Genomic DNA, 22,443 nt, shown 5'->3' on the forward strand with positions numbered 1-22,443 from the left:
CGACAGACGCAACGGGTAAAGTGCGCCATAGAACAACTCGAATACTCCCCCTGTGATTCGCAAATCGTTACATGCAGGTTGTCAACCGAAAACCGCCATTAATCATATATTTAAATGGTAGAGCTTCGAAGGGTCGTTGCGTATATTCCACGCTTCTTCGACAGCCCTTCGTTTTATTATTCCACATGCTTGAACTCATTCTTGCCATGTCTAAATCAGAAACTGACGGGAGGGGCTTTGACATTTTGGAGTCGACCCAAGGAGACCGTGTGAGGGTGAATCAGGAAGAATACGAAGTGACGAGGAAAATCCATCTCCGAGATACAGATACCGACGACTACACAGACGACATTTACGGCGTTAGCATGAAGAAAGAAAATACCCGGTATAGAATATACGTCCATCCGGCCTCAATGGAAAACCACAACTGGATTTCCGAAATTTATCTATGGGCAGGAAGAGTCCTGAAGGAGCCAGTAGAAGAATTCAACCGGTTAGATGAGGGTACGAATCAGAGGGTCTCTCGAGAACGATACAAAGAGATGTGGAGCCAAGACGGGTAAAATCAATAGAATATCCTACTTAATCCGGAATTCTCGATGCCGCCCGACACTCAAAGCCGCCAAGTTTGCACGCTTACCTACCAGCTGATTCCGACCACAGCTGTTGAGACGAATACCACGATGACGGTTAGACACACGAAGCCGATTCTTCGTGACCGGGAAGGATACCACTACTCTGAGACTGCTCCATACAATGCGTACAGAGCGGAACCGATTCACGCCAGTCCTCAGGAACCTCCGAGAGGGGCGTGAGTGTATCGAAGGTTGGATACGGAACCTCGCGGGGTAGTAGTCCGACCCGTTTCTCGCCCTCTATGATTTCGGGTGACGGGATATTCGCGTCAGTTCGGCAGATCGTCGCCCCACCTTGAACGATGTGAGAGCGATAACTACGGTTTTCGCCGTCACCCTCCCATCCGTTCGAACCATCGCGCTCATAGAGAAGGTACGGGCTGTCACGTCCATCGTAGAACCCACGGCGCTTGAACTCGTACGACCACTCAACGCGTACCAGCTCAAGATCGTCATCGTCCCATCCGTCACCAGCATACTGACAGTAGAGGCCGTAGGTCTTATCGCGAGATACCCACCAATCGTGGCCCGAGAAGTCAATCACCCGCTCAAAGTCCATCGGTAGCGCCTCGCCCTGCGATGCGTCCGGCTCATCGAAGTTGTCAATCATCAGTAAATCACCACATGGAGTCGGCGGCTTTCGTCGCGGCCCTGATGGTCGAGATCAACCATTTTGAGGCCTTGTTCGCTCATATTCACAATACGGACTACCCCGATATAATACTTATCAAATATAATACTAAAGGCTTGGAGTTGGCACTTCCGTCTTTATCCTGCATCAGGCATCTCCCACCAGCCACACCAAGAAAAACTACTCTCGACTATCAGGAGATCAGCCCATCCTGTCGAGAGCGTCACGATGATCTTCGACCGGAGCCTGATCGTACTTCATCGTCGTCTTGGCCCGCTTGTGACGGAGCTGTGACTGCGCGTCGGCGAGTCCCTTCCTCCCGTGAGATATACGCCCTTCAAACGGAAGGTGACTTCATCGAGGCGGGTTCTCCCCCACTCAATTCTGTGACTCCCACGGAGGATTACGTTACTCGTTGCAGGCCTGTGTGAAGTCAAAACGGCTCGCTTGGAGTACGCTATTACTCTCTGTGGTCAACTTCCCCCTCCATGCGTTCTTCTCTTTCTTCCGGAACCCCGAAATATCGGCCAACACTCCAAACTCCGAAAAACAAGTGGTAAGAAATCGGGAACGGCTCTATCGTTAGATGTTATCGAAGTAGCCGCGACGATTCTTCATTTGCTGTTCTTTCGTCCGTTTGTCGTAGTGCTTTTTCAGTACATCGGCACTCACGTCCATTCGTTCCGATACGGCCTCGATTGGTACGTCACTCCTTCGTGCGTGCGTTATTGCGCCTTTCCGAAGGGAGTGCGAAGCGTGTGATGATGGACATTTTGAGGCGGCATGGTAAGAACTGGCCGCGTCACAGTCCTCTGGCTCACGGTCGTGAGGGCAGTCAAGCCCGTAATCGCAAGGTCGGGTAGTACGGTAGCAGTTGCTTCGGATAGAGGTCTTCGAGATACGTCCTTGGCGGGTCGTCAGTAGCGGCTCACGACCGAACTCGTCAACCTTGGAGAATCGGTGATGGTCGATGTAATCCGCCACGATCTGGTTCACGTTGGGCTTGAGAGAGACAACACGCTCACCCGCCTTCCCATTTTTCAGCGGAGTATCTTCATCGGGGCGGTGATGGACTTCGAGAGTCCGTTTTTCCGTATCGTAGTCATCGAGGTCGATTGCTCGGAGCGCGCCGTTTCGCATCCCGGTATGCCACAGTAACTCGAAGATGACGTGTTCGCGCTGTGAGTAGTTGAATTTCCGCTGGTATTCGATGATGGTTTGTGCGGTTTCGGCGTCAACGTAGTCATCGTTCACGTCCTCTTTGTTCTTCATCGTCGGCGGGTCGATGTAGTCCGACAGACCGGAACGAACCGCGTCAATACTCTCGCAGAAGGCAATGAAGACCTTGAGGGTACTCAGTTGGGTCGCCATTGTGACCTTGTTGCAGTCGCCCTTCTCTCGACGCCATTTCTTGTACCGATGGAAGTGCCGACCGCTGAGGTCGTTCATATTCGTCACGCCACCCTCGGTGTTACACCACTCAATGAAGGGAGATAGCCGGTACTTGTGCGCCCGGTAAGTGGCGTCGGCAAGTTCGCCACGGCGGTTTTCGAGATACCATTCTTTCGCTTCCTGCGGTTCGATCGGCTGGAGTTCGTTTGTCATTGGTGGGCCTCGCGCTCAGCACACCAACAGCGACACCTCGGTAATCCTCCTGCCCGGAGGCGCTAAAAGCGCCGGAGGGCGTCGGGGGTTCAATTCCCTCCCGGCCCGTTTTCCTGAAGAACCACGAACCGCGTAGCGGTTCGGCCGCGCGAAGCCGACCGATCTCGACGGCGTCGAGACACGGGTGGCCTCCCGGTACACCGAAGTAGCGCACGCGCCGAGGTGGTGCATGGAGGAGTCGGAGGGGGATCGCCGGGTCGTCGTCGCCTCGGACGCGAGCGAGGCAGGCCGTGAGTCCGTTGGGGACGCGCTCGCCGCCGCGTTCGACGTGCGACGCGTCGAAACCGCCGGCGCGTGTCTGTCCCGCGCGGAGGCCGGGAGCGCCGACGCGGTGCTCGCCGCACACGACCTCCCGGGGATCGACGGGCTCGGCCTCCTGCGCTCCATCCGGCTGTCGCGGCCGGCGCTCCCGTTCGTCCTCGCGCCCGCGAGCGGCTCGGAGGCGCTCGCCGGGGAGGCGCTCGCGGCGGGCGCGGACGGCTACGTGCCGGCGGACGCCGACGCGGAGACGGTCGTGGCGCGCGTCCGCGACGCGCTCGAGGAGACGGGGCGAGACGCGGGGGCGTCGGCGGGCCGACGCTACCGGTCGCTCGTCGAGTCCTCGCCGGCGCCGATAAACGTCTTCGACGCGGACGGCCGGTCGATATGGGGGAACGACGCGGTCCTCGACCTCCTCGGCCTCGACGACCGCGCGGACCTCATCGGGCGGTCGATATTCGAGCTGGTCCACCCGGACGACCACGAGCGGGCGCGCCGCGAGCTCGCGTCGGTCGTCGAGGCGAAGGAGGCGACGGGGCCGACGGAGATGCGCCTCCGAACGCCGGGTCGGGGGACGAGATACGTGCGTGTCTCGACCGCTGTCGGGCGGTTCCGCGGCGCGGACGTCGGACAGGCGATCGCCGTCGACGTCACGGGCGTCCGGGAGCGCGAGCACCAGCTCCAGTTGCTCGACCGGTGGCTCCGACACAACGTCCGAAACGAGATGACGGTCATTCGGGGGTTGGCCGAGGACCTCCGTCGCGGCGCGGTCGACGACGTGAGCGCGGCGGCGAGCCGGATCAGCGCGTCCGCGAACACCCTATTGAAGCAGGCGGAGCACGAGCGGGAGCTGATCGAGACGCTCACGGAGTCGCTCGGCGAGGAGTTCGTGCGCGTGAACGTGGCGGCGGTCGCGCGACGGCAGGTCATGGCGTGTGCGGCGGCGAACCCGCACGCGGACGTCGAGCTGATTCGGGCGGACGACGTGGAGGCGCGCGTGCTCCCGGCGCTCTCGACGGCGGTCCGCGAACTCCTCGACAACGCGGTCCGCCACAGCGACGTCGCGGAGCCACGCGTCGAGGTGTCGGTCGAGCGCGACGGCGACACGGGCGTGATACGCGTGGCGGACGACGGCCCGGGCATCCCGGCGGGAGAGCGCGACGCGCTCTCCGTCGACGCGGAGACCGACCAGCTCCACCACGGCTCGGGGCTGGGGCTCGCGCTCGTCTACTGGCTCGTCCGGCGCTCCGGCGGCGACGTCGCGTTCTCGGAGAACGACCCGCGCGGGAGCGTCGTCACCGTTCGGCTGTGACGGCCGCAACGTCGAACTCCCTCGCGCGTCGTAGCCGTCAGTACTGTGCGAGTTCGTCGAGGTCGATCTCGCCGGCGTCGAGTTCGGCCTCGATCTCGCGGGCGGCCTGCACCATGTTCTCCATCTTGCCGTAGGCGATTTCGCGCGGCAGGAGCTTGAGCCCGCAGTCGGGGCTGACGGTGAGTTTCTCCGGCGGGACGACCTTCAGTCCCTCGAGGATGTTCTCCTTGATCTCGGCGACGGACTCGACCTCGGCGACGTGGGCGTCCGTGACGCCGAGCGCGAGGTCGGGTTCGAACGTCGGGTCGGTGAAGACGTCGATCTGCTCGTAGTCGCCGTTCGCGAGTTCGACGTCGAACTCGTCGATGGGGTAGTCGTTGATCTCCGGGTAGATGCGCGAGTAATCGCCGTAGCAGACGTGCAGTCCGATGCGGACGTCGTCGGGGAGGTCGGCGACGATGCGATCGAGGCACTCGCCGACGATGGCGTGGTCGTCGGGCGTCGTCGCGAGCGCGGGCTCGTCGATCTGGATGTAGCGCGCGCCGGCCTCGACGAGCTTCTCGATCTCCTCGTTCACGAGGTCCGCGAGGTCGTACGCGAGGTCGGCCTCGGTGTCGTAGGCCTCGTTGAAGCTCCACGACGCGAGCGTGTAGGGGCCGGTGATCGGGACCTTCACGGGGCGCTCGGCGACGTCGGCGGTGAACTCGTACTCGTCGACGAGCCACGGGTCGTCGTAGGCGACTTCGTCGGCGACGCTGGGCTTGTCGAAGTAGTTGTGCCCCCAGACCTTCACGGGGCCGTTGAACTCGTAGCCGTCGATGCGCTCGGCGAAGAACTCGACCATCTCCTCGCGGCGCATCTCGCCGTCGCAGACGACGTCGAGGCCGGCGTGCTCGTGCTCGTGCGTGATGAGCCGAGAGGCGTCGTCGGTCGCCTCCTCCCAGTCGCTCTCGTCGAACTGCTCGCTCTCGCCCTCCTCGTGGAGGTCGCGCGCGCGGTTCAGCCACGTCGGCTTCGGGTAGGAGCCGACGACGGTCGTCAGCAGGAAGTGGTCGTGCTCGTGCTCGGGCGGTCGGAACTGCTCTCGGGTGCTCATTGGTGGGCCTCCGTCGTCAGAGAGACGCCCTCGGCGAGCGTCTGGAGTTTGGCTTCGAACTTGTTCACGGGCAGGTAGAAGAGTTCGGTGTTCGGCGTCGCGTAGACGGTCTCGAAGTCGCTGACGGGGACTGATTCCTCGAACCACTCGATGCGTTCGCGAACCGTCTCGGCGTCCTCGACGAGCGTGTTCTGGCCGTCGACGAGGCCGAGCGCGACGGAGTCGGCGGTGCCGTACTCCTGGACGAGATAGGCCGACTCCTCGTGGGCGGTGACGAGGTCGTAGCCGAGCGCGTCGACGCCCGTGTCGAGGAGGTGGGCGTGCAGTGTCTCGTCCAAGGCGCCCCAGTAGGAGTGGAGGACGACGTCGGCGTCGGCGGCCTCGCTGACGGTCCGGACGGCGTCGCGGACGCGCTCGTGGGCGCCCTCATCGGGCGCGTCGAAGGTGAGGCTCGGTTCGAGGAGGAAGACGGTCTCGGTCTCCTCGGGGAACTGCGCGATTTCGCCGGCGAGGAACTCCGCGACGGCGGCGAGGAACGCCGACTCGTCCCCGTAGTGCTCGTCGGTCGCGAGGGTGGCGAGCGAGTAGGGGCCGGGCGCGACGGCCTGCAGGTCGTCGGTGAGGCGCGCGGCCTTCGCGAGGTCGGCGGCGAGGTCCCCGTCCTCGACGAGTTCGCCCTCGACGACCGGCTCCCGGTAGAAGTTGTTGTTGTCGAAGTAGCGCACGATGCCCTCGGTCCGGACGTTGTCGTGGACACAGAGCGGGTGGGCGAGCATGTCGTCCCAGCGCGCTTGGCCCTCGACGACGCGGTCGAGACCGGCGTCCCGCTGGACGCTGACGAGGCGCTCGCGCGCGGCGTCGTAGGTCGCTGTCACGTCCGCGGATTCGTCACCGCTGATGAGGTCGGACTTCTGGTGTCCTTTGAGGTCGGCGAGCCGCTCCCGCTGGTTGTCGGGGAGCGGGAACAGGCCGGCCGTCGTCGCGACGAGTTCCATGTACCCGGAGTTCGGAACCCCTACTGTTAATATTTTCCTTCCGTGTTTATTCTTCTCGGTAATTCGCCGTGTGCGGTCACGACTCGGCGAGCGCGCGCGAACGCAACGTCAGGTAGGTGATCGCGAGCACGGAGTCGAGGAGCGGCACGACGATGAGGCCGAGCCCGAGAAACCCCCAGTTCGCCGGGTCCGGGTTCCACGCGACCTCCGCGTCGCGGATCGCCTTCGCGTCGTTGTAGAGCGCAACCGGCAACAGGACGCGAACGAGGAGCGCGACGGCGATGAACGGCGCCGCCGGCGCCAACACCATCACGGGGTCCATGCTCCCGACGGACTCGTACGCGAACCCGACGAGGAGGAAACCCAGACACGCCTCGATGACGGTCACGACCGGCATCGCGAGGACGAGCAACCACCACCGCGACGCCACCGACGCCGACCCATCGCTCATACCCGCGAGTAGCGCCGACGCGGACAAACCGTTACCGGACGAGCTTCAACACCGTCAGCGTCTCGAATGGGAAGGACTCGTCCGCGAGCGCCGCCGCCGCCGAGAAGCCGCGCGCACCCGCGTACTCCACGACCTCATCGACGCCCGTCAGCGTGCTCACGAGTACGAGCGCGTACCCGGACGGCGCGAGCACGCGCCCGACGTCGTCGAGGAACGCCTCCACGACCTCCCGCCCCGTCTCGCCGCCCGTCAGCGCGACCTCCATCCAGTCCTCGCGCGCCGCCGCCGCGTCCGCCGGCAGGTAGGGCGGGTTGAACAGCACGGCGTCGAAGGCTCCCTCACGGAACGGCGCGACGAGGTCCGCGCGCACCGCCTCGATTCCGGCGTCTCGAGCGCGCCGACACGCGTGCGGGTTCAGGTCCGACCCGACGACGCGCGCGCCCGTCTCCGCCGCGACCGTCGACGCGACGTAGCCCGACCCCGTGCCGACGTCGAGGACGGTGTCGCCGCTCCCGACCGCGTCGCTCGCAACGTCCGCGAGGAGTCGCGAGTCCTCGGCCGGATCGTACACGTCCGTCTCGATACCGCGACGCGCCGCGAGGTCCGACTCGTCCGTCATCGCTCGCCCTCCGTGGACCCCGAGACGTCCGCGTCGTCCACGTCGTCAACCGGCGCGTCCGCCCCGTCGCGAACGCGGAGTCCCTCGGCCTCGGGCCGCGCCGAGAGTTCGCGCTGCGGGAAGGGGATCTTGATGTCGTGCTCGTCGAACGTCTCGTGAACCGCCGAGATGATCGCCGTGTGCGCGCGCCACTTCCGGCGCGCGCTCGGTTTGTCGATCCAGAACCGGAGGTCGATCGTGACCGCCGAGTCGCCGAACGACGTGAGGACGGCCTGCGGGCGCGGCACCGAGAGCACCTCCTCGACGTCGCGCATCGCCTCCTCGGCGACCTCGACCGCCTGATCGACGTCCGCCCCGTAGTCCACGCCGACCTCGACGTGCAGGCGGAGTCGGCCCTTTCGCGAGCGGTTGATAACCTCCTGTGAACCCACGTAGTCGTTCGGGAGCATCACGTACTCGCCGTCGAAGGTCTGGATACGCGTGTTCACGATGCTGATCTCCGTGACGATGCCCTCGTTCTCGCCGACCTCCACCCAGTCGCCGATCTCGAACGGCCGCGCGAACATCAACACGAAGCCCGCGAGCACCGCACCGAGCGTCTGGCGCGCCGCCATCCCGAGGACGATACCGAGGAACCCCGCGCCGATCAGGAACCCCGAGAGGTCGACGCCCCAGATACGCAACAACACGAACGTCAACACGAGGTAGATACCCACCTGAACGAGGCGGAAGGTGATCTCGACCTCGTGGTCGGTGATGCCGTCGCGGCGCTTCGCCACGTTCTCTATCGCGCGCCTGATCACGCCCGTCGCGACGTACGTCAGCGCCGCGATCGCGAGCGAGACGAACGCGCGCGCACCGACCGTGATCGGGTCGCCGATCTGGCGCAGTATCTCGAAGAGACGCGCCTCGACGTTCCAGATGTAGACGAGCGCGCTCCCCTCCGCGACGAGGAGGCCGAGCAACAGCAGCCCGAGGAGGAGGTCGAGGAGGCGCGCGCCGAACTCGCCCCGCACCCTGTCCGCGACCCTCCGTATCGCCCACCAGACGACCACGAACGCGACGACCGACCCGAGCGAGAGCGCGAGGTCGCTCCAGTGCGTCGCGAGGTCGGGGAGCGAGACGAGCGCGAGCGCCGGCGTCACATCGGCTCACCGTGGGCGGCGGCGAGCGCCGCGAGTTCGGCGAACGTCTCCGGCGCGAGGTTCCCGGGGCGCTTGCGTAGCAGGTCCTCGTCGACCGCCTCGACGACCGCTTCCGGGTCGCCGAGGTGCGAGATGTGCGCGGTGTTCCGGATCGCGTTCCGGACGTTCTTGCGGCGCTGCGTGAACAGCGCCTTCACGAAGTCGAGGAAGAACGCTTCGTCCTCAACCTCGTACGCCGGGTCGCGCGGCGTCACGCGGACGAGCGCGGACGCGACGCGCGGCTGCGGGTCGAAGGCCTCCTTCGGGACGGTCTCGACGACCTCGATGTCCGCGTAGTGCTGTGCGGTGACGCTCAAGCGGCCGTAGGCGTCGTCGTCGACGCTCGCCGCCATCCGCTCCGCGAACTCCCGCTGGAACATCAGCACCGCCGGCTTCGACTCCGGGAGGAGGCGGAACGCGATCTCGCTCGACGCCGAGTACGGGAGGTTGGAGACGCTACAGGTGTAGTCGGGGAGTGCGACCTCGAGGGCGTCGCCCTCGACGACGGTGAGCGCGCCGTCCGCGACGGCGTCGGCGAACTCCTCGCGGAGGAAGGACGCGAAGTCGGGGTCGCGTTCGACGACCGTCACGCGCTCGGCGACCGCGAGCAGGCGGTCGGTGAGCGCGCCCGGCCCCGCGCCGATCTCGAGGACGTGCGAGCGGTCGAAGGACTCCGCGTACGTCGGGATGCGGTCGAGGACGCGGTCGTCGACGAGGAAGTGCTGGTCGAAATCGGGGTTGCCACGGCCCGCGCGCCGGATGAGCGCGTCGGGATCCCGTCGCTCGGTCATTAGCGGCCGGTACGCTCCCGCCCGGTGTAAAGCCTCCTCTTAGCGCTCGGTGCCGACGAAGGCGCGGTACTTCACGTCCTCGTCCTTCAGTTCGGCGAGGACGCGCTCGACGATGGTCTCCTTCGGGTCGTGAAGCCCGGAGACGCGTTCTTCGAGGTCCGCGAAGTCCGCGAAGGGGCCGCGCTTGCGCTCGTCGAGGATGTTGTCCCGGAGGGTGTCGCCGATTCCCGGCAGGAGGTTCAGCTGGTGGAGGCGCAGGGAGACCGGCTGGGCGTCGTTGTAGAACGCCACGAAATCCGCTTCGTTCGCCTCGACGAGCTCCTCGACGACGTACTCGAGTTCGGACTGCGCGCCCGGCGAGAGGTCGGCGTACTCGACCTCGTTCACGCGCTCGATGCCCGCCTCGGCGTCGGGTGCGACGCGCACGCGGTCGCCGATCGAGACGTCCGCGTCGTCGCTCATCACGAACTCGTAGAGCGTGAAGTCGTCCGCCGCGACGGCGAGGCCGACCTGCTGGCGGCGGAAGGCCGCTCTATCGTCGTCCGAGCGGCCGTGCCGAAGGACGTCGAGGACGACGGCGTTCGTCCCGTCGTCCGAAGGGGTGTCGCTCATGGGCGACCGTAGGACGAGGGAGTTCTTAAAAGGTCGGCCGGTGGACCCGCTCGTGGGGGCGGATCACACGCCACTGCGGAGAAACGCGGGCGATCAGGCGTACTTCGCGACGACGTTCAGCACCTCGTCGAGCTCGTCCCCGGAGAGCGCGTAGCGCTCTTGGGCGAAGACGGCGCGGAGTTCGTCGCGGTTGCGCGGGAGCAGGTCCGCGATCTTCACGGCGGTCGCGGTCTCCGCGATCTGCTCTAGCTCCAGGAGGTCCTCGACGAGCTCGCGGGACTCCTCGCCTTCGAGCACCGCGAAGCGGTCGACGTGCTCGACGGCACGCGAGAGCTCGTAGCGGAGCTCGCGCTCCTCGTCGGCCGCGCGCTCGGCCTCGACGTCGGCGAGGAGGTCACGCGCCTCCGAGACGGTGAGGAACTCCTCGTCGACGGTCTCCTTGAAGATCGTCACGCTTACTCCTGCGCGCGGAGGTGCGCGGGCTTGACGATGAGCGTCTTCTCCTTCCCGCCGTCGTCGATCTGGACCTTGAACGCGCGGCCCTGTTTCCCGACGACCTCACCGGTGTGCCCGGAGAAGCGCGGGTGGAAGCGACCCTCGTTCACCGAGGGGTCGATCTTCAGGTGAACCTTCTGGCCCTCGTCGTACTCCGCGACGGCGCGAGCGGGCGGGGAGGTACCGCGTTCTCGGGGCTTGTTGGCGAGCTTCTTCCGCGTGCTGTTGAGGGGTCCGTTGGAGCTCGGCATAGTCGTATGTGCTGTCGTACTGGCGTCTCGGTTATAAAACGCACGTTCCCGACTCGCCGTGGGAGGTGCCGCCGCCTCAACCGTTATGCACGCGGCGCCACCACCCGCACCTATGGAACTCGCAGACGGCGTCTTCGACCTCCCGGTGACGCTCGACACGGACGGCGGCGAGCGGGTGTTCCACCCGAGCGCGGTCGAACTCCCCGACGGTGGCGTCCTGCTCGTCGACGCGGGCTTCGCGCACACGCTCGACCAGCTCGAGGCGGGACTCGCCGAACACGGCCACAGCCTCGATGACGTCCGATACGTCCTCCTCACGCACCAGGACGGCGACCACGCGGGCGGCCTCGCGCCGCTCTGCGACCGCCTCGAACACCCCGTGACGGTGTTCGCGCACCGCGACGACGCGCCCGTCGTCGAGGGTCTCGCGGACCCGGTCAAGGGCGACCCCGACGACCGCTACGCGCCCGCCCCGGTCGACGTACAGGTCGTCGACGGCGTCGAACTCCGGACGGCCGTCGGCCCCCTGCAGGTCGTCGCGACGCCCGGGCACACACCTGGCCACGTCTCCTGCTACCTCCCGGACACGGGCGTCCTCCTCGCGGCGGACGCCACCGTCGCCGAGGACGGCGAACTCGTCGGGCCGGCGGAGCGCTTCACGCCGGAGGTGGCGCGCGCCTACGAGTCGCTCGGGCGGCTCGCGGAGCTCGCGTTCACGGACGTGCTCTGCTACCACGGCGGCCACGTCGAGGCGGGCCCCGAGCGGTTCCGCGAACTCGTCGCGGACGCTGAGGAGTGACGCGCGGGGAGCGAGGAGAGCGACGGCTGTGGGCGGAAACGACACCGAGCGGCGGTCGCTCGGGAGAGAACGAGTTGTGGCGCGCTCGCGTTATATGCGGCCGGTCTCCTGCACCTGCACGGACTCCACGCCGTCGACGCTCGTGAACGCCTCCTCGACGGCTTCCGTGCCGCCCGCGTCGTCGGGGACGACGACGGTGGGGAGGAGCGCGACGAGGCCGAAGGCGACCTCCTCCTGCTCGAAGCCGCGGAGCTTCGCGCCCTCGGGGAGGGAGTCCTCGAGGCGCTCTTTCAGCTCGTCGAGGTCGATCTCGGGGCTCTGCGGCATGACCTTGAGGACGGCGGCGACCTTCCCCATCGTTAGGGCCCCCGGAACCCGCAGTCGGGACACTCGTAGAGGTTGCTCTGCTTGCGGCACTTCGCACAGCGGTAGATCTGCGTGCCGCAGTCCGGGCACTTGAACGCCGCGGCGTTCGTCCCGGAGATGTTGATCCCACAGGAGACGCATTTGCGCGCCTGTCGACCTTCGCTCATACGAACACGGTAGCCGCGCGAGCAGTTTTAACTCTTGTCTTGTGCGAGCGAGGCGGGGCGAGGCTTCGGCAGGCTTTTGGACGGGTCGTTCGAACCCGCGCATCATGACCGACGACGTCGAGACGGTGACGTTCACCGTCGACGGACCGGACGGTAGCGACGAGTTCGAACTCCCGGCGGGCCTCGTGGACCTCCTCGCGGAGGAGGACGACGAGTCGCAGGCGCAGGTCGTCGCGGACATCGCGCTGATGGGCTTCGCGAACCGCGCCCACCAGTTCGCCCACCACGGGCAGGGCGAGGCGAGCGACGAGCTCGAGGCCATCGAGTCGGAGACGCTCGACCTCTTCGAGGAGCGCTTCGGCGTCTCCTACGGCGAGGCGACCGGCCACTCGCACTGACGCCGTGACGCCCCCGGTGACGGCGCCGGAGCCGGTTGCGGACGCGCTCCGCGCCCTGTGCGCCGAGCACGACGTCTCTCCTTGCGCCGTTGCCGAAGTCGGGAGCCGCGCGTGGGGCTACGCCGGGCCGGCGAGCGACCACGACGTCGGCGTCGTCTACGCCCAGCCACCCGCGAAATACGTCGTCCTCGACGGCTACGTCCCGGCGGTCCACGGCACGTTCGACGGCGTGGACGTCCGCGCGTGGAACCTCACGCGGTTCGCCGAGCTCCTCGTCGCGTCGAACCCCACGGCGCTCGAGTTCCTCGCGAGCCCGGTCGTCTATCGGGTCTGCCCGGGGTTCGACGCCCTCCGCGAGCACGCGCTGTCGTCGTTCTCACCCATCGACGCCTACCACCACTACCGCTCGCTCGCGGAGAGCGGGCGCGAGGACGCGGCGTCCGTTTCGACGCAACTCCACGCGGTGCGCGCGGCGCTCTACGCGCGCTACGTGCTCGCGACACACGCGTTCCCCGACCCCGATTTTCGCGCGTTCCTCGACGCCGAAGCCGCGCGCTTCCCGGACGCGTGGGTCGAGGCGGCGCGCGCCCTCGTCGAACGAAAGCGCGCGGGCGAGGGGGACGCCGCCGTGGACGCGTGCCCGGACGACCTTTTCGACCTGCCGAGCGACGTGGCTCCGGACGCGCACGCCGGACGTACTGTCGAGCGCGAGCGCGTGAACGAGTTCGTCCGCGCGGCGTTCGCGGACGCCTACGCGACGGTGTAGGAGAGGAGGACGCCGTCGTCGAGACGCTCGACGTCCGCGAGTTCGAGGTCGGGGAAGTCGGAGACGAAGCCGTCGCCGTCGGCGAGCGTCGGGGCGTCGCGACCCCCGACGAGGAGGCTCCCGACGTAGACGGTGAGCTCGTCGACGAGGCCGGCCTCGAAGAGCGAGAAGATGAGTTCGCCGCCGCCCTCGACCATGAGGCGCTCGACGCCCATCGCGTCGAGGTCGGCGAGCGCCCCACGGAGGTCGACGCGGTTCCCGCCGGCGACGACGACGTCCGCGCCGGCGGCGTCGAGGGCGGCGGCGTGCTCGTCGGGTTCGGCGTCGGCGACGAGGACGACCGAGCGCGCGCGGTCGTCGAGCACGGCGGCGTCCGGCGGCGTCCGGGCGTGCGAGTCGGCGACGACGCGCGCGGGCTGTGGCGACTCGCCGCGCGCCTCGCGCTCGGCGACGAGGTCGTCGTCCTTCACGGTGAGCGAGGGGTCGTCCGCGAGGACGGTGCCGACGCCGACCATCACGGCGTCGCAGGACGCGCGCAGGCGATCGACGCGCGCGAAGTCCTCGGGACCGCTGATCGTCAGCTGTTCGCGACGCCGCGAGGCGAGCTTCCCGTCCACGCTCGTCGCGGCGTTCACGAGGACGTGCATACGCGCCATCGCGGGGCGAACGGGGAAACCGTTCGGGTTCGCGGCGGGCGCCCCGTCCGTGCGTCCCGACGCCTCACGTCGCACCGCCCCTCACGCGTCGCTCGCCCGCCCTCGCGTTACTCCCGGACGCCCGCGTGGTCGGTGTGGAGGTAGATGCCGTCGACGTGGCCCGCTTCGGCGAACGGCAGTTCGCCGTCGAGTCGTCCCGGGGTTTCGGGTGCGGACGGGAAGCCGCCGGCGGGCGCGAACTCGCCGAAGGGCGCCTCGAGCGTGCAGTCGTGACGCTCGAAGAAGTCGCGGTACTTCTCGTAGTAGGCGTCGCGTTCCTCCGGGGGGAACTCGAGGAGTTCTCCCCAGCCGTGGTTCGCGAAGTCGAAGGCACCCTGCACGTGCGTTATCTCGCGGGCGTGACTCTCCGGGTAGCCCTCCGCGAGCGCGCGCTCGTAGACGGCGATCGACGCCTCGAAGACGGCGCGAAGGTGGGGTTCGCGCGCAGCGGCGTCGCGCTCGCTCGCGTCGCGGAAGAACTCCGTGTGGAGGTCGACGAGCCAGTCGCGGACGACCGAGTCGACGACCGGGGTGCCGAGCGCGAGCTGTACCGCGTAGTTGCGCCACGTCTGGTAGAGCCGCATGCGTCGGCAGAGCGGCGGCGCGGGGAAGGTCGTTCGGGCCGCGCCGTCGGCCCGTTCGCCATTGCGCGCGCTCGCGCGACGAACGCTTTTACGTCCCCCGCCCCAACTCCCGATGATGGATGTAGACGATCACGCCGAGGAGCTCGCCTCCGACCTCGGTGTTGACAAAGAGGAGGTCGCAGAGGGACTCCGCAATCTCGTGGAGTACAGCGTGCCGATGGAGGAGGCCAAGCAGAGCCTCCGCCGGAAGTACGGCGGCGATTCGGGGGGCGGGTCCTCGACGCCGACGTCCGCGGACCTCGCGGACGTCTCCCCCGACTCCGGGAACGTCACCGTCACCGCGACGCTCCTGACCGTGGGCAAGCGCTCGATCCGCTACAACGGCGACGACCACGTCATCTTCGAGGGCGAACTCGCCGACGAGACCGGGAAGCTCTCCTACACGGCGTGGGAGGACTTCGGGCTCTCGGCGGGCGATGTCGTCCAGATCGGGAACGCGGGCGTCCGCGAGTACGAGGGCTACCCCGAGTTGAACTTCGGCGAGTCCTCGACCGTCACGACCGTCGACCAGACGCTCGACGTCCCCTACGACGTCGGCGGCGAGGCGTCGCTCGCGGAGCTCGACTCGGGCGACCGTGGCGTCGCCCTCGACGTGCGGGTCGTCGAGGTCGAACGTAAGACGATCGACGGGCGCGACGGCGAGACGGAGATTCTCTCCGGCGTCCTCGGCGACGAGTCCGCGCGCCTGCCGTTCACGGCGTGGGAGCCGACGCCCGCCCTCGAGGAGGAGGGCGCGAGCGTCCACATCGAGAACGCGTACGTCCGGGAGTTCCGCGGCGTCCCGGAGGTCAATATCTCCGAATTCTCCGTGGTCGCGCCGCGCGAGGCGGCCGTCGAGGTGGGCGGCCCGACGCGAATGACCGTCCGCGAGGCCGTCTCGGGCGGTGGCGCGTACGACGTCGAACTCGTCGGGAACGTCATCGAGGTCCGAGACGGCTCCGGACTCATCCAGCGCTGCCCGGAGTGCGGGCGCGTCATCCAGAAGGGGCAGTGTCGCACGCACGGCCAAGTGGACGGCGAGGACGACCTGCGCGTGAAGGCCATCCTCGACGACGGCACCGGGACGACGACGGTCGTCCTCGACCGGGAGACGACCGAAGACGTCTACGGGGGCACGCTCGAGGACGCCCTCGACGCCGCGCGCGAGGCGATGGACCAGGAGGTCGTCGCGGACGACATCCGCGAGTCGGTCGTCGGGAAGGAGTACGAGGTACGCGGGCACCTCTCCGTCGACGAGTACGGCGCGAACCTCGAGGCCGTCCGGTTCCGCGAGAGCGCGGGCGACCCGGCCGAGCGCGCGCACGCCCTCCTCACGGAGGTGTCGGCGTGAGCGCGAACGACTCCGACTCCGAGGACGACCGGCCGCGCCGCGAGGTCGCGTGGCGCCTCTTCGCCGCCGAGTTCGACGACGCGGACTACCAGTACGCCGAGAGCGAGGAGGAGCGCGCGCCGAACTACGTCGTCACGCCGACGGGCGCGCGCGTCAACCGCCTGTTCGTCGTCGGCGTCCTCACGTCCGTCGAGCAGGTGAACGAGGACGTCGTGCGCGCTCGCGTCGTCGACCCGACGGGCGCGTTCGTCGTCTACGCCGGCCAGTACCAGCCGGACGCGCTCGCGTCGCTGGAGAACGCGGACGTGCCGTCGTTCGTCGCTGTGACGGGCAAAGCGCGCACGTTCAGCCCGGAGGATTCCGAGCAGGTCTATACCTCGATCCGGCCGGAGAGCGTGAACGCGGTGACACCCGAGACCCGCGACCGCTGGGTCGTCACGACCACTGAGCGGACGCTCGCGCGCGTCTCGACGTTCGCGGACGCCCTCGACATGCCGGAGCGCGGCGACGAGCTGACGGACGCGCTGGCCGAACGCGACGTCCCGTACGGGCTCGCGTCCGGCATCTCGCACGCCATCGACCACTACGGGACGACGCCCGCGTATCTCGCGGCGGTGCGCGAACTCGCCCTCGACGCCTCGCGCGTCGTCGCGGGCGAGCGCGACGAGGTCGCGGAACTCGCGCTCGCGCCGAACGAGGGCGACGGGACGGACGCCGACCTCTCCTACGCGGACGCGGAACTCGCCGACGTGGAGACGACGGCGACGATGGACGAGCACGTCGAGGCGACCCCGGAGGGCGAAGCCGTCACCGACGAACCGGAGCCGTCCCCGGACGACTTCGAGTCGGACGCGGGCGACACCGAGGGTGAGACCACCGAGGCTGAGACGGAAGAAGCCGATGCCGAGACGGCCGACGCCGAAACCGCGACGGCGGACGTCGAGTCGGTCCGAACCGAGGCGACCCCGGAGGGCGAGACGGCCACGGACGAGGCCGAGCCGTCCCCGGACGTCGACGACTCGCGCAGCGATTCGTCTGCGAACCAGAACGCTCGGCGTTCTGGTGATGACTTCGAGCCGGATGCGGGCGACACCGCCGCGACCGCTGATACCGAGGAGAGCGCGTCCGCGTCCGATGCGGACGACGACGAGCAGTGGGAGATGGACGAGGAGACGCGCGCCGAGGTCGAGGAGGAGTTCGATGTCGGCTTCTCCAGCGGGACGGAGATCCCCGAGAGCGACGGGAACGACGAGAGCGACCGCTCGCCGGACGACGCGGCGGCCGACGAGACCGGGAGCTCGCTCGGTGACTTCGAGCCGTCTCCCGACGACGAGCCCGACGACCAGACGAGCGACGACTACACCGAGGACGCGTACGACGAGCCGGAGTCCGAGGCGTCGGACGCCGAATCCGCGCCCGCCGACCTCGACCTCGAAGACCTCGTCGTGGACTACATGGACGAACTCGACGACGGCGACGGCGCCGAGCGCGACGACCTCGTGCGCACCGTTATGGAGGAGACGGACGCGGACGAGGACGAGATCGCGGACGCCATCCAGTCCGCGCTCATGAGCGGTCGGTGCTACGAGTCGGGCGACGACCACCTGAAGGCCATCTAGATGGCGCGGGTCGAACCCGTCCCCGACCGGCCGGCCGCCGTCGCCGACCTCGGGGGCGAGTCGGCCCTCGTCGTCGCGGACTACCACGCGGGCATCGAGCGCTCGCTCCGCCGGGACGGTCTCGAAGCCCGCTCGCGCGCCGAGGAGCGCCGCGACCGCGTGCTCTCCCTCGTCGTCTCCGAGGGCGTCGAGCGCGTCGTCTTCCTCGGCGACCTCGGGCACTCGATCGGCGAGCCCGAGGATACCGAACTCGCGGAGCTCGAGGCGCTCGTCGCCGAACTCCCCGTGCCGGTGACGCTCGTGCGCGGGAACCACGACGGCGGCCTCGCGGAGGCGCTCGACGTCGAGGCGACGCCGGCCGAAGGCGCGCGCTTCGGCGACGTCGGCCTCTGCCACGGCCACACGTGGCCGGCCCGAGAGGTCCTCGAAGCGGACGTGGTCTGCGTGGGCCACGAGCATCCGGCGGTGCGTCTCGAGGACGACGTCGGCGGGAGCCGCGTCGAGCGCGTCTGGCTCCGCGGGCCCCTCGACGGTGCGGCGTTCGCAGAGCATTACGACGCACCGCTCGACGTCGCGGGCGAGCTCGTCGTCTGCCCGGCGTTCAACAACTACAGCGGCGGGACGTGGGTGAACGTCGCGGGGCAGGAGTTCCTCGCGCCGTTCCTCCCCGAGGCGTGCCCGGACGCCGACGCGTACCTGTGTGATGGCACGCGCCTCGGCCCCTACCGTGGGCTCTGAGGCCACCGAGACTATCCCGTCGTGGCACGTCTCCGGAGCATGGCTGACTCGACGCTCGGCTGGTCGCTTTTCTCCTCCGGGATCGTCACGCTCCTGTTACTCGCCCTGCCCGGCGACGAGCTCTGGTGGGGTCTCGCGCTCGTCGTGGCGGGCGTCGCCCTCCTCATGCGACGCGACCGCCGATACTGACACGCTTACTCGCTCGTGACGCGCTCGGGCGCACGGAGTTCCGCCCACTCTCTGTCGGCAAGCCACTCGCAGAGCGCTTCGAGCTGGTCGCTCGCGGCGTCGAAGAGCTCCGCGCCTTTCTCGGCGCTGGCGGCCGTCGGGTCGCCGAACGCGCCGTTCGGGGAGTTCTCGACGGTGTCGTAGAAGGTCGCGGCGCCGTTGCGGGTGCGGATGGACGCCTCGGGGTCGACCGCGCCGCCGTCGCGGGCCTCGGCGAGACGCTCGTCGTGGACGAGGTCGGGGCGGAGGTGCTGTATCAGAGCCGTCTCCTTCGGGCCGGCGTGCGGGCCGTTCTGTTCGAAGGCGTCGTCGACGAGGTCGGGGATGGATTCGTTCCACATCCACTCCACGGCGTACGCGACGTCGTCGTCGCGGAGTCGGCGCCCGACCTCGCGGAGGTGCTGGACGTTCCCACCGTGCGCGTTCACGAAGACGACGCGGTCGATGCCGTGGTAGGCGAGGTTGCGGACGTAGGACTCGACGTAGTCGCGGAAGACGGGCGCGTCCACCCACGCGGTGCCGGGGAACTGGCGGTGGTGGGGGCTGACGCCGACGCGCACCGTGGGCACACGGAGGTAGCCGGTGCGCTCGGCGGCCTCGTCGCCGAACGCCTCGGCGATGAGGTGGTCGGTGGCGAGCGGGAGGTGGGGGCCGTGCTGTTCGGTGCTCCCGAGCGGGACGATGGCGAGCGACTCCGCCTCGAAGTACGCCTCCAGGTCGGGCCACGCCGCGTCGGCGAGATGCATGCGCGGTGACACGCGCGCCGGGGCGAGAAAGCTTGGGGTGGGGTTCGCGGCCGGCGAGGGGCTTAACTCGCTTCCGGCCCTTCTTCCGGCGATGAGTGAGACCGGCGTCGTGGACGCGTTCGCCCGCCTCGGCGACCCCGTCCGGGACGCGCTCTCCGAACGCGGGTTCGAGACGCCGACGGAGCCACAGCGGCGCGCGATCCCGCCGCTGGTCGCCGGACACGACGCCCTCGTCGTCGCGCCGACGGGGACGGGGAAGACGGAGACGGCGATGCTCCCCGTGCTCGACGCCATCGCCGAGCGCAAAGCCGACGGACACGTCCACGGCATCAGCGCGCTCTACGTCACGCCCCTGCGGGCGCTGAACCGCGACATGCGCGAGCGCCTCGACTGGTGGGGGGAGGTACTGGACATCGACGTGGACGTCCGCCACGGCGACACGACGCAGTACCAGCGCACGAAGCAGGCGAACGACCCGCCGGACGTCCTCGTGACGACGCCGGAGACCCTGCAGGCGATGCTGACGGGCGAGAAACTCCGCACGGCGTTGAGCGACGTCGAACACGTCGTCGTCGACGAGGTGCACGAGCTCGCGGGCGCGAAGCGCGGCGCGCAGTTGGCGATCGGCCTCGAACGTCTCCGCGAGCTCTCGGGGGCGTTCCAGCGCGTCGGCCTCTCCGCGACGGTCGGTGACCCCGAGGAGGTCGGGAACTTCCTCACGGGCGGGCGCGACGTCGACATCGTGGAGGTGGACGTCACCTCGCAGGTCGAGTTCGACGTCGTCGCGCCCGAGGTCCGCGAGAGCGACGAACGCCTGAGCAACGAGCTGTTGACGACGCCGGAGATGGCGAGTCACGTCCGGGCCATCCGCGAGCTCGTCGAGCGACACGACTCGACGCTGGTCTTCGTGAACACCCGCCAGACGGCGGAGGCGCTCGGTTCGCGCTTCAAGGAGGCCGGTGCGAACGTCGGCGTCCATCACGGCAGCCTCTCGAAGGACGCCCGCATCGAGGTCGAGGAGGCGTTCAAGGCCGGCGAGCTCGACGCGATGCTCTGCACGTCCTCGATGGAGCTCGGCATCGATGTCGGGCACATCGACCACGTCGTCCAGTACAACAGCCCGCGCGAGGTCGCGCGCCTCCTCCAGCGCGTCGGGCGCGCCGGCCACCGCCGCGACGCCGTCTCCTCGGGGACGGTCGTCGCGACGCACCCGGACGAGGTGATGGAGGCGCTCGCCATCGCGCGCCGCGCCGGCGCGGGCGAGGTGGAGACGGTGAACATCCACCACGGGAGCCTCGACACGGTCGCGAACCAGCTCGCGGGCATCGCGATGGACTTCGGCGACGTCTCGGCCCGGCGCGCCTACCGCATCGTCACGCGGGCCTATCCGTTCCGCGACCTCGACGAGGAGGCCTTCCGGGAGGTCGTCCGCGAGCTCCACGGCAACAGAGTGCTCTACCTGAACGAGGCGGACGACGAGCTCTCCACGTCGGGCGGGACGTGGCAGTACGTCTACGCGAACCTCTCGATGATCCCGGACGAGGAGACCTACGAGGTCTACGACATGGCGGCCGGCCGGCAGGTCGGGACGCTCGACGAGCGCTTCGTCGTGAACTTCGCCGAACCCGGCGAGACGTTCATCCAGCGCGGCGAGATGTGGCGGATCGCGGAGATCGACGAGGAGGAGGGGCGCGTGAACGTCTCGCCGATCGCCGACCCGGGCGGTGAGGTGCCGTCGTGGACGGGCTCGGAGATCCCGGTGCCCTACGACGTCGCCCAGGAGGTCGGCGAGATGCGCGCCGCGGCGGCCGCGCAGTTCGAGGCGGGCGCCGGCCTCGACGCGGTCGCGCGCGACGTCGCGACCCGCTATCCCGCCGACGCGGCGACCGTCGCGACCGGCCTCGAACCGATCGCGCGGCAGGTCGAGGCCGGCGCGCCCGTGCCGACGGACGACCGGGTCGTGATCGAGGCGCAGGGCCGCGCCATCCGGCTGAACGCCGCGTTCGGCCACGAGGTGAACGAGACGCTCGGGCGGCTGCTCTCGGCGCTCCTCGGCCAGCGCACCGGCTCGTCCGTGGGCCTCGACAGCGGCCCGTACAGGGTCGAACTCGAGGTGCCCCAAGGCGTCCGGGCGAGCGAGGCGGAGGCGATACTGCGCGAGACCGACCCCGAGCACGTCGCCGCGCTCCTCGAACTGTCCTTGAAGCGCTCGGACGCGCTGAAGTTCACGCTCGCACAGGTCGCCGCGAAGTTCGGCGCGCTCGACCGCTCGAAGGGCGGCGACGGCGTCGGCCTGAACCGCATCATGGGCGCGCTAGAGGACACGCCGGTCTACGACGAGGCGCTCCGCGAGGTGTTCCACACGGACCTCGACGTCGAGGGCGCGAGCGACGTCCTCGCCCGCGTCCGGTCCGAGTCCCTCGAGGTCGTCCGCCACGGCGAGCACACCCCCATCGGTGCCGGCGGCCGCTCCTCGGGGCAGGAACTCCTCACGCCGGAGAACGCGGACGCGAGCGTCGTGCGCGCCGTCCGGGAGCGCCTCATGGACGACCGCGTGAACCTCGTCTGCCTCCACTGCGGGGAGTGGGAGCAGGAGACGAAGGTCCGCAGGGTGCGCGAGCAACCGGAGTGTCCGCGCTGTGGGTCGACGCGGATCGCCGCGCTCTCCCCGTGGGCCGACGAGGTAGTCGACGCCCTCAACGCCGACCCCGAGTCGCGCGACGGCGAGCAGGAGAAACGCGTGGAGCGCGCCTACCGGAACGCGAGCATCGTCCAGAGCCACGGGAAGAAGGCCGTCGTCGCGCTCGCCGCGCGCGGCGTCGGCCCGCAGAACGCCGCGCGCGTCATCAACAACCACCGCGAGGACGAGGCGGACTTCTACCGCGACATCCTCGAGCGCGAACGCGAATACGCCCGCACGAAGGCCTTCTGGTGAGCGCGCTCTTCGCCGGC

Annotated in this window: 26 protein-coding genes and 1 pseudogene; 10 read left to right on the forward strand and 17 right to left on the reverse strand. The window is 68.4% G+C overall.

Annotated features, from left to right (window positions below):
- Window positions 1-185: 185 nt before the first annotated feature.
- Window positions 186-563 carry a hypothetical protein gene (locus tag IEY12_RS01670; protein WP_188877493.1) on the forward strand — a complete coding sequence of 126 codons (378 nt, stop codon included), beginning with the start codon at window positions 186-188 and terminating at the stop codon, window positions 561-563.
- 127 nt (window positions 564-690) lie between these two features.
- On the opposite strand, the gene IEY12_RS01675 is transcribed toward IEY12_RS01670, so the two are convergent.
- The 3 genes and pseudogenes from IEY12_RS01675 to IEY12_RS01680 all read right to left on the reverse strand — a co-directional run bounded on the left by IEY12_RS01675 (window position 691) and on the right by IEY12_RS01680 (window position 2,871).
- A complete protein-coding gene (locus IEY12_RS01675; RefSeq protein WP_188877506.1) occupies window positions 691-1,245 on the reverse strand; it encodes a hypothetical protein in 555 nt (184 codons plus the stop codon).
- Between the two features lie 222 nt (window positions 1,246-1,467).
- Window positions 1,468-1,581 (reverse strand): annotated as a pseudogene (locus IEY12_RS15965) (tyrosine-type recombinase/integrase); the annotation flags it as partial.
- 267 nt (window positions 1,582-1,848) lie between these two features.
- A complete protein-coding gene (locus tag IEY12_RS01680) occupies window positions 1,849-2,871 on the reverse strand; it encodes a tyrosine-type recombinase/integrase (protein WP_188877508.1) in 1,023 nt (340 codons plus the stop codon).
- 229 nt (window positions 2,872-3,100) lie between these two features.
- On the opposite strand from IEY12_RS01680, the gene IEY12_RS01685 reads away from it, so the two are divergent.
- A complete protein-coding gene (locus IEY12_RS01685; protein ID WP_188877512.1) occupies window positions 3,101-4,501 on the forward strand; it encodes an ATP-binding protein in 1,401 nt (466 codons plus the stop codon).
- 37 nt (window positions 4,502-4,538) lie between these two features.
- On the opposite strand, the gene IEY12_RS01690 is transcribed toward IEY12_RS01685, so the two are convergent.
- The 9 genes from IEY12_RS01690 to IEY12_RS01730 form a co-directional block, all read right to left on the reverse strand.
- On the reverse strand, window positions 4,539-5,597 hold the full coding sequence (locus IEY12_RS01690) for a methionine synthase (protein WP_188877517.1): 1,059 nt from the start codon (window positions 5,595-5,597) through the stop codon (window positions 4,539-4,541).
- Window positions 5,594-6,592, reverse strand: coding sequence for a 5-methyltetrahydropteroyltriglutamate--homocysteine methyltransferase (locus IEY12_RS01695; protein WP_188877522.1), 999 nt, complete (start codon window positions 6,590-6,592; stop codon window positions 5,594-5,596). Before IEY12_RS01695 ends, IEY12_RS01690 begins: the two co-directional genes overlap by 4 nt.
- A gap of 76 nt (window positions 6,593-6,668) precedes the next feature.
- Window positions 6,669-7,043 carry a hypothetical protein gene (locus tag IEY12_RS01700; RefSeq protein ID WP_188877535.1) on the reverse strand — a complete coding sequence of 125 codons (375 nt, stop codon included), beginning with the start codon at window positions 7,041-7,043 and terminating at the stop codon, window positions 6,669-6,671.
- A gap of 31 nt (window positions 7,044-7,074) precedes the next feature.
- Entirely contained in the window at window positions 7,075-7,662 is a 588-nt protein-coding gene (locus IEY12_RS01705) for a HemK2/MTQ2 family protein methyltransferase (RefSeq protein ID WP_188877541.1), read from the reverse strand.
- Complete coding sequence (locus tag IEY12_RS01710) at window positions 7,659-8,807, reverse strand: mechanosensitive ion channel family protein (RefSeq protein ID WP_229870835.1); 1,149 nt, start codon at window positions 8,805-8,807, stop codon at window positions 7,659-7,661. Before IEY12_RS01710 ends, IEY12_RS01705 begins: the two co-directional genes overlap by 4 nt.
- Window positions 8,804-9,637: a 16S ribosomal RNA methyltransferase A gene (locus tag IEY12_RS01715; protein WP_188877543.1), complete on the reverse strand. Its 834-nt coding sequence runs from the start codon at window positions 9,635-9,637 to the stop codon at window positions 8,804-8,806. Before IEY12_RS01715 ends, IEY12_RS01710 begins: the two co-directional genes overlap by 4 nt.
- 39 nt (window positions 9,638-9,676) lie before the next feature.
- Window positions 9,677-10,249, reverse strand: coding sequence for a DUF655 domain-containing protein (locus IEY12_RS01720; RefSeq protein ID WP_188877545.1), 573 nt, complete (start codon window positions 10,247-10,249; stop codon window positions 9,677-9,679).
- A 93-nt stretch (window positions 10,250-10,342) separates the two neighbouring features.
- Window positions 10,343-10,702, reverse strand: coding sequence for an RNA polymerase Rpb4 family protein (locus IEY12_RS01725; protein WP_123076121.1), 360 nt, complete (start codon window positions 10,700-10,702; stop codon window positions 10,343-10,345).
- A 2-nt stretch (window positions 10,703-10,704) separates the two neighbouring features.
- A complete protein-coding gene (locus IEY12_RS01730; protein ID WP_188877548.1) occupies window positions 10,705-10,995 on the reverse strand; it encodes a 50S ribosomal protein L21e in 291 nt (96 codons plus the stop codon).
- A 112-nt stretch (window positions 10,996-11,107) separates the two neighbouring features.
- Between IEY12_RS01730 and IEY12_RS01735 the strand changes: the two genes are divergently transcribed.
- Window positions 11,108-11,794, forward strand: coding sequence for an MBL fold metallo-hydrolase (locus IEY12_RS01735; RefSeq protein WP_188877550.1), 687 nt, complete (start codon window positions 11,108-11,110; stop codon window positions 11,792-11,794).
- Between the two features lie 90 nt (window positions 11,795-11,884).
- On the opposite strand, the gene IEY12_RS01740 is transcribed toward IEY12_RS01735, so the two are convergent.
- On the reverse strand, window positions 11,885-12,151 hold the full coding sequence (locus tag IEY12_RS01740; RefSeq protein WP_188877556.1) for an elongation factor 1-beta: 267 nt from the start codon (window positions 12,149-12,151) through the stop codon (window positions 11,885-11,887).
- Window positions 12,152-12,153: 2 nt separating this feature from the next.
- Complete coding sequence (locus IEY12_RS01745; RefSeq protein ID WP_188877559.1) at window positions 12,154-12,327, reverse strand: HVO_2753 family zinc finger protein; 174 nt, start codon at window positions 12,325-12,327, stop codon at window positions 12,154-12,156.
- Between the two features lie 104 nt (window positions 12,328-12,431).
- Here IEY12_RS01745 and IEY12_RS01750 point away from each other — a divergent pair, with 104 nt between their 5' ends.
- Window positions 12,432-12,725: a DUF7545 family protein gene (locus IEY12_RS01750; RefSeq protein ID WP_123076112.1), complete on the forward strand. Its 294-nt coding sequence runs from the start codon at window positions 12,432-12,434 to the stop codon at window positions 12,723-12,725.
- Between the two features lie 16 nt (window positions 12,726-12,741).
- Window positions 12,742-13,491 (forward strand): nucleotidyltransferase domain-containing protein, encoded by a 750-nt coding sequence (locus IEY12_RS01755; protein ID WP_188877575.1) that lies wholly within the window; start codon window positions 12,742-12,744, stop codon window positions 13,489-13,491.
- Here IEY12_RS01755 and IEY12_RS01760 read toward each other — a convergent pair.
- The gene (locus IEY12_RS01760; RefSeq protein ID WP_188877576.1) at window positions 13,476-14,138 is read right to left on the reverse strand and encodes a 2,5-diamino-6-(ribosylamino)-4(3H)-pyrimidinone 5'-phosphate reductase; all 663 of its coding nucleotides are present in this window, start codon (window positions 14,136-14,138) and stop codon (window positions 13,476-13,478) included. The two genes, IEY12_RS01755 and IEY12_RS01760, sit on opposite strands and share 16 nt — an antisense overlap.
- A 116-nt stretch (window positions 14,139-14,254) precedes the next feature.
- Window positions 14,255-14,770 (reverse strand): DUF6149 family protein, encoded by a 516-nt coding sequence (locus tag IEY12_RS01765; RefSeq protein ID WP_188877581.1) that lies wholly within the window; start codon window positions 14,768-14,770, stop codon window positions 14,255-14,257.
- A gap of 115 nt (window positions 14,771-14,885) precedes the next feature.
- Here IEY12_RS01765 and IEY12_RS01770 point away from each other — a divergent pair, with 115 nt between their 5' ends.
- The 4 genes from IEY12_RS01770 to IEY12_RS01785 are packed head-to-tail and all read left to right on the forward strand — an operon-like array spanning window position 14,886 to window position 18,706.
- Window positions 14,886-16,160 (forward strand): Single-stranded DNA binding protein, encoded by a 1,275-nt coding sequence (locus IEY12_RS01770; RefSeq protein ID WP_188877584.1) that lies wholly within the window; start codon window positions 14,886-14,888, stop codon window positions 16,158-16,160.
- Window positions 16,157-17,779, forward strand: coding sequence for an RPA family protein (locus IEY12_RS01775; protein WP_188877588.1), 1,623 nt, complete (start codon window positions 16,157-16,159; stop codon window positions 17,777-17,779). The genes IEY12_RS01770 and IEY12_RS01775 overlap by 4 nt, the downstream gene beginning before the upstream one ends.
- Window positions 17,780-18,517 carry a metallophosphoesterase gene (locus tag IEY12_RS01780; RefSeq protein ID WP_188877591.1) on the forward strand — a complete coding sequence of 246 codons (738 nt, stop codon included), beginning with the start codon at window positions 17,780-17,782 and terminating at the stop codon, window positions 18,515-18,517.
- 39 nt (window positions 18,518-18,556) lie between these two features.
- Window positions 18,557-18,706: a hypothetical protein gene (locus tag IEY12_RS01785; RefSeq protein WP_188877593.1), complete on the forward strand. Its 150-nt coding sequence runs from the start codon at window positions 18,557-18,559 to the stop codon at window positions 18,704-18,706.
- Between the two features lie 5 nt (window positions 18,707-18,711).
- Here the strand turns inward: IEY12_RS01785 and IEY12_RS01790 are convergent, their stop codons facing one another.
- On the reverse strand, window positions 18,712-19,491 hold the full coding sequence (locus IEY12_RS01790) for a creatininase family protein (protein ID WP_188877595.1): 780 nt from the start codon (window positions 19,489-19,491) through the stop codon (window positions 18,712-18,714).
- Window positions 19,492-19,582: 91 nt separating this feature from the next.
- Here IEY12_RS01790 and IEY12_RS01795 point away from each other — a divergent pair, with 91 nt between their 5' ends.
- A complete protein-coding gene (locus IEY12_RS01795; RefSeq protein WP_188877598.1) occupies window positions 19,583-22,426 on the forward strand; it encodes a DEAD/DEAH box helicase in 2,844 nt (947 codons plus the stop codon).
- Window positions 22,427-22,443 lie beyond the last annotated feature (17 nt).

This window comes from Halarchaeum grantii, from assembly GCF_014647455.2.
In the GTDB taxonomy this organism is placed as follows: domain Archaea; phylum Halobacteriota; class Halobacteria; order Halobacteriales; family Halobacteriaceae; genus Halarchaeum; species Halarchaeum grantii.

Bases quoted from the DNA above. Each gene is read 5' to 3' on its own strand.
- IEY12_RS01680 (WP_188877508.1), bottom strand. From the start codon at position 2,871: ATGACAAACGAACTCCAGCCGATCGAACCGCAGGAAGCGAAAGAATGG.
- IEY12_RS01690 (WP_188877517.1), bottom strand. From the start codon at position 5,597: ATGAGCACCCGAGAGCAGTTCCGACCGCCCGAGCACGAGCACGACCAC.
- IEY12_RS01740 (WP_188877556.1), bottom strand. From the start codon at position 12,151: ATGGGGAAGGTCGCCGCCGTCCTCAAGGTCATGCCGCAGAGCCCCGAG.
- IEY12_RS01695 (WP_188877522.1), bottom strand. From the start codon at position 6,592: ATGGAACTCGTCGCGACGACGGCCGGCCTGTTCCCGCTCCCCGACAAC.
- IEY12_RS01790 (WP_188877595.1), bottom strand. From the start codon at position 19,491: ATGCATCTCGCCGACGCGGCGTGGCCCGACCTGGAGGCGTACTTCGAG.
- IEY12_RS01795 (WP_188877598.1), top strand. From the start codon at position 19,583: ATGAGTGAGACCGGCGTCGTGGACGCGTTCGCCCGCCTCGGCGACCCC.
- IEY12_RS01720 (WP_188877545.1), bottom strand. From the start codon at position 10,249: ATGAGCGACACCCCTTCGGACGACGGGACGAACGCCGTCGTCCTCGAC.
- IEY12_RS01785 (WP_188877593.1), top strand. From the start codon at position 18,557: ATGGCTGACTCGACGCTCGGCTGGTCGCTTTTCTCCTCCGGGATCGTC.
- IEY12_RS01705 (WP_188877541.1), bottom strand. From the start codon at position 7,662: ATGACGGACGAGTCGGACCTCGCGGCGCGTCGCGGTATCGAGACGGAC.
- IEY12_RS01770 (WP_188877584.1), top strand. From the start codon at position 14,886: ATGGATGTAGACGATCACGCCGAGGAGCTCGCCTCCGACCTCGGTGTT.
- IEY12_RS01670 (WP_188877493.1), top strand. From the start codon at position 186: ATGCTTGAACTCATTCTTGCCATGTCTAAATCAGAAACTGACGGGAGG.
- IEY12_RS01750 (WP_123076112.1), top strand. From the start codon at position 12,432: ATGACCGACGACGTCGAGACGGTGACGTTCACCGTCGACGGACCGGAC.
- IEY12_RS01745 (WP_188877559.1), bottom strand. From the start codon at position 12,327: ATGAGCGAAGGTCGACAGGCGCGCAAATGCGTCTCCTGTGGGATCAAC.
- IEY12_RS01685 (WP_188877512.1), top strand. From the start codon at position 3,101: ATGGAGGAGTCGGAGGGGGATCGCCGGGTCGTCGTCGCCTCGGACGCG.
- IEY12_RS01715 (WP_188877543.1), bottom strand. From the start codon at position 9,637: ATGACCGAGCGACGGGATCCCGACGCGCTCATCCGGCGCGCGGGCCGT.
- IEY12_RS01700 (WP_188877535.1), bottom strand. From the start codon at position 7,043: ATGAGCGATGGGTCGGCGTCGGTGGCGTCGCGGTGGTGGTTGCTCGTC.
- IEY12_RS01780 (WP_188877591.1), top strand. From the start codon at position 17,780: ATGGCGCGGGTCGAACCCGTCCCCGACCGGCCGGCCGCCGTCGCCGAC.
- IEY12_RS01675 (WP_188877506.1), bottom strand. From the start codon at position 1,245: ATGATTGACAACTTCGATGAGCCGGACGCATCGCAGGGCGAGGCGCTA.
- IEY12_RS01760 (WP_188877576.1), bottom strand. From the start codon at position 14,138: ATGCACGTCCTCGTGAACGCCGCGACGAGCGTGGACGGGAAGCTCGCC.
- IEY12_RS01765 (WP_188877581.1), bottom strand. From the start codon at position 14,770: ATGCGGCTCTACCAGACGTGGCGCAACTACGCGGTACAGCTCGCGCTC.
- IEY12_RS01735 (WP_188877550.1), top strand. From the start codon at position 11,108: ATGGAACTCGCAGACGGCGTCTTCGACCTCCCGGTGACGCTCGACACG.
- IEY12_RS01730 (WP_188877548.1), bottom strand. From the start codon at position 10,995: ATGCCGAGCTCCAACGGACCCCTCAACAGCACGCGGAAGAAGCTCGCC.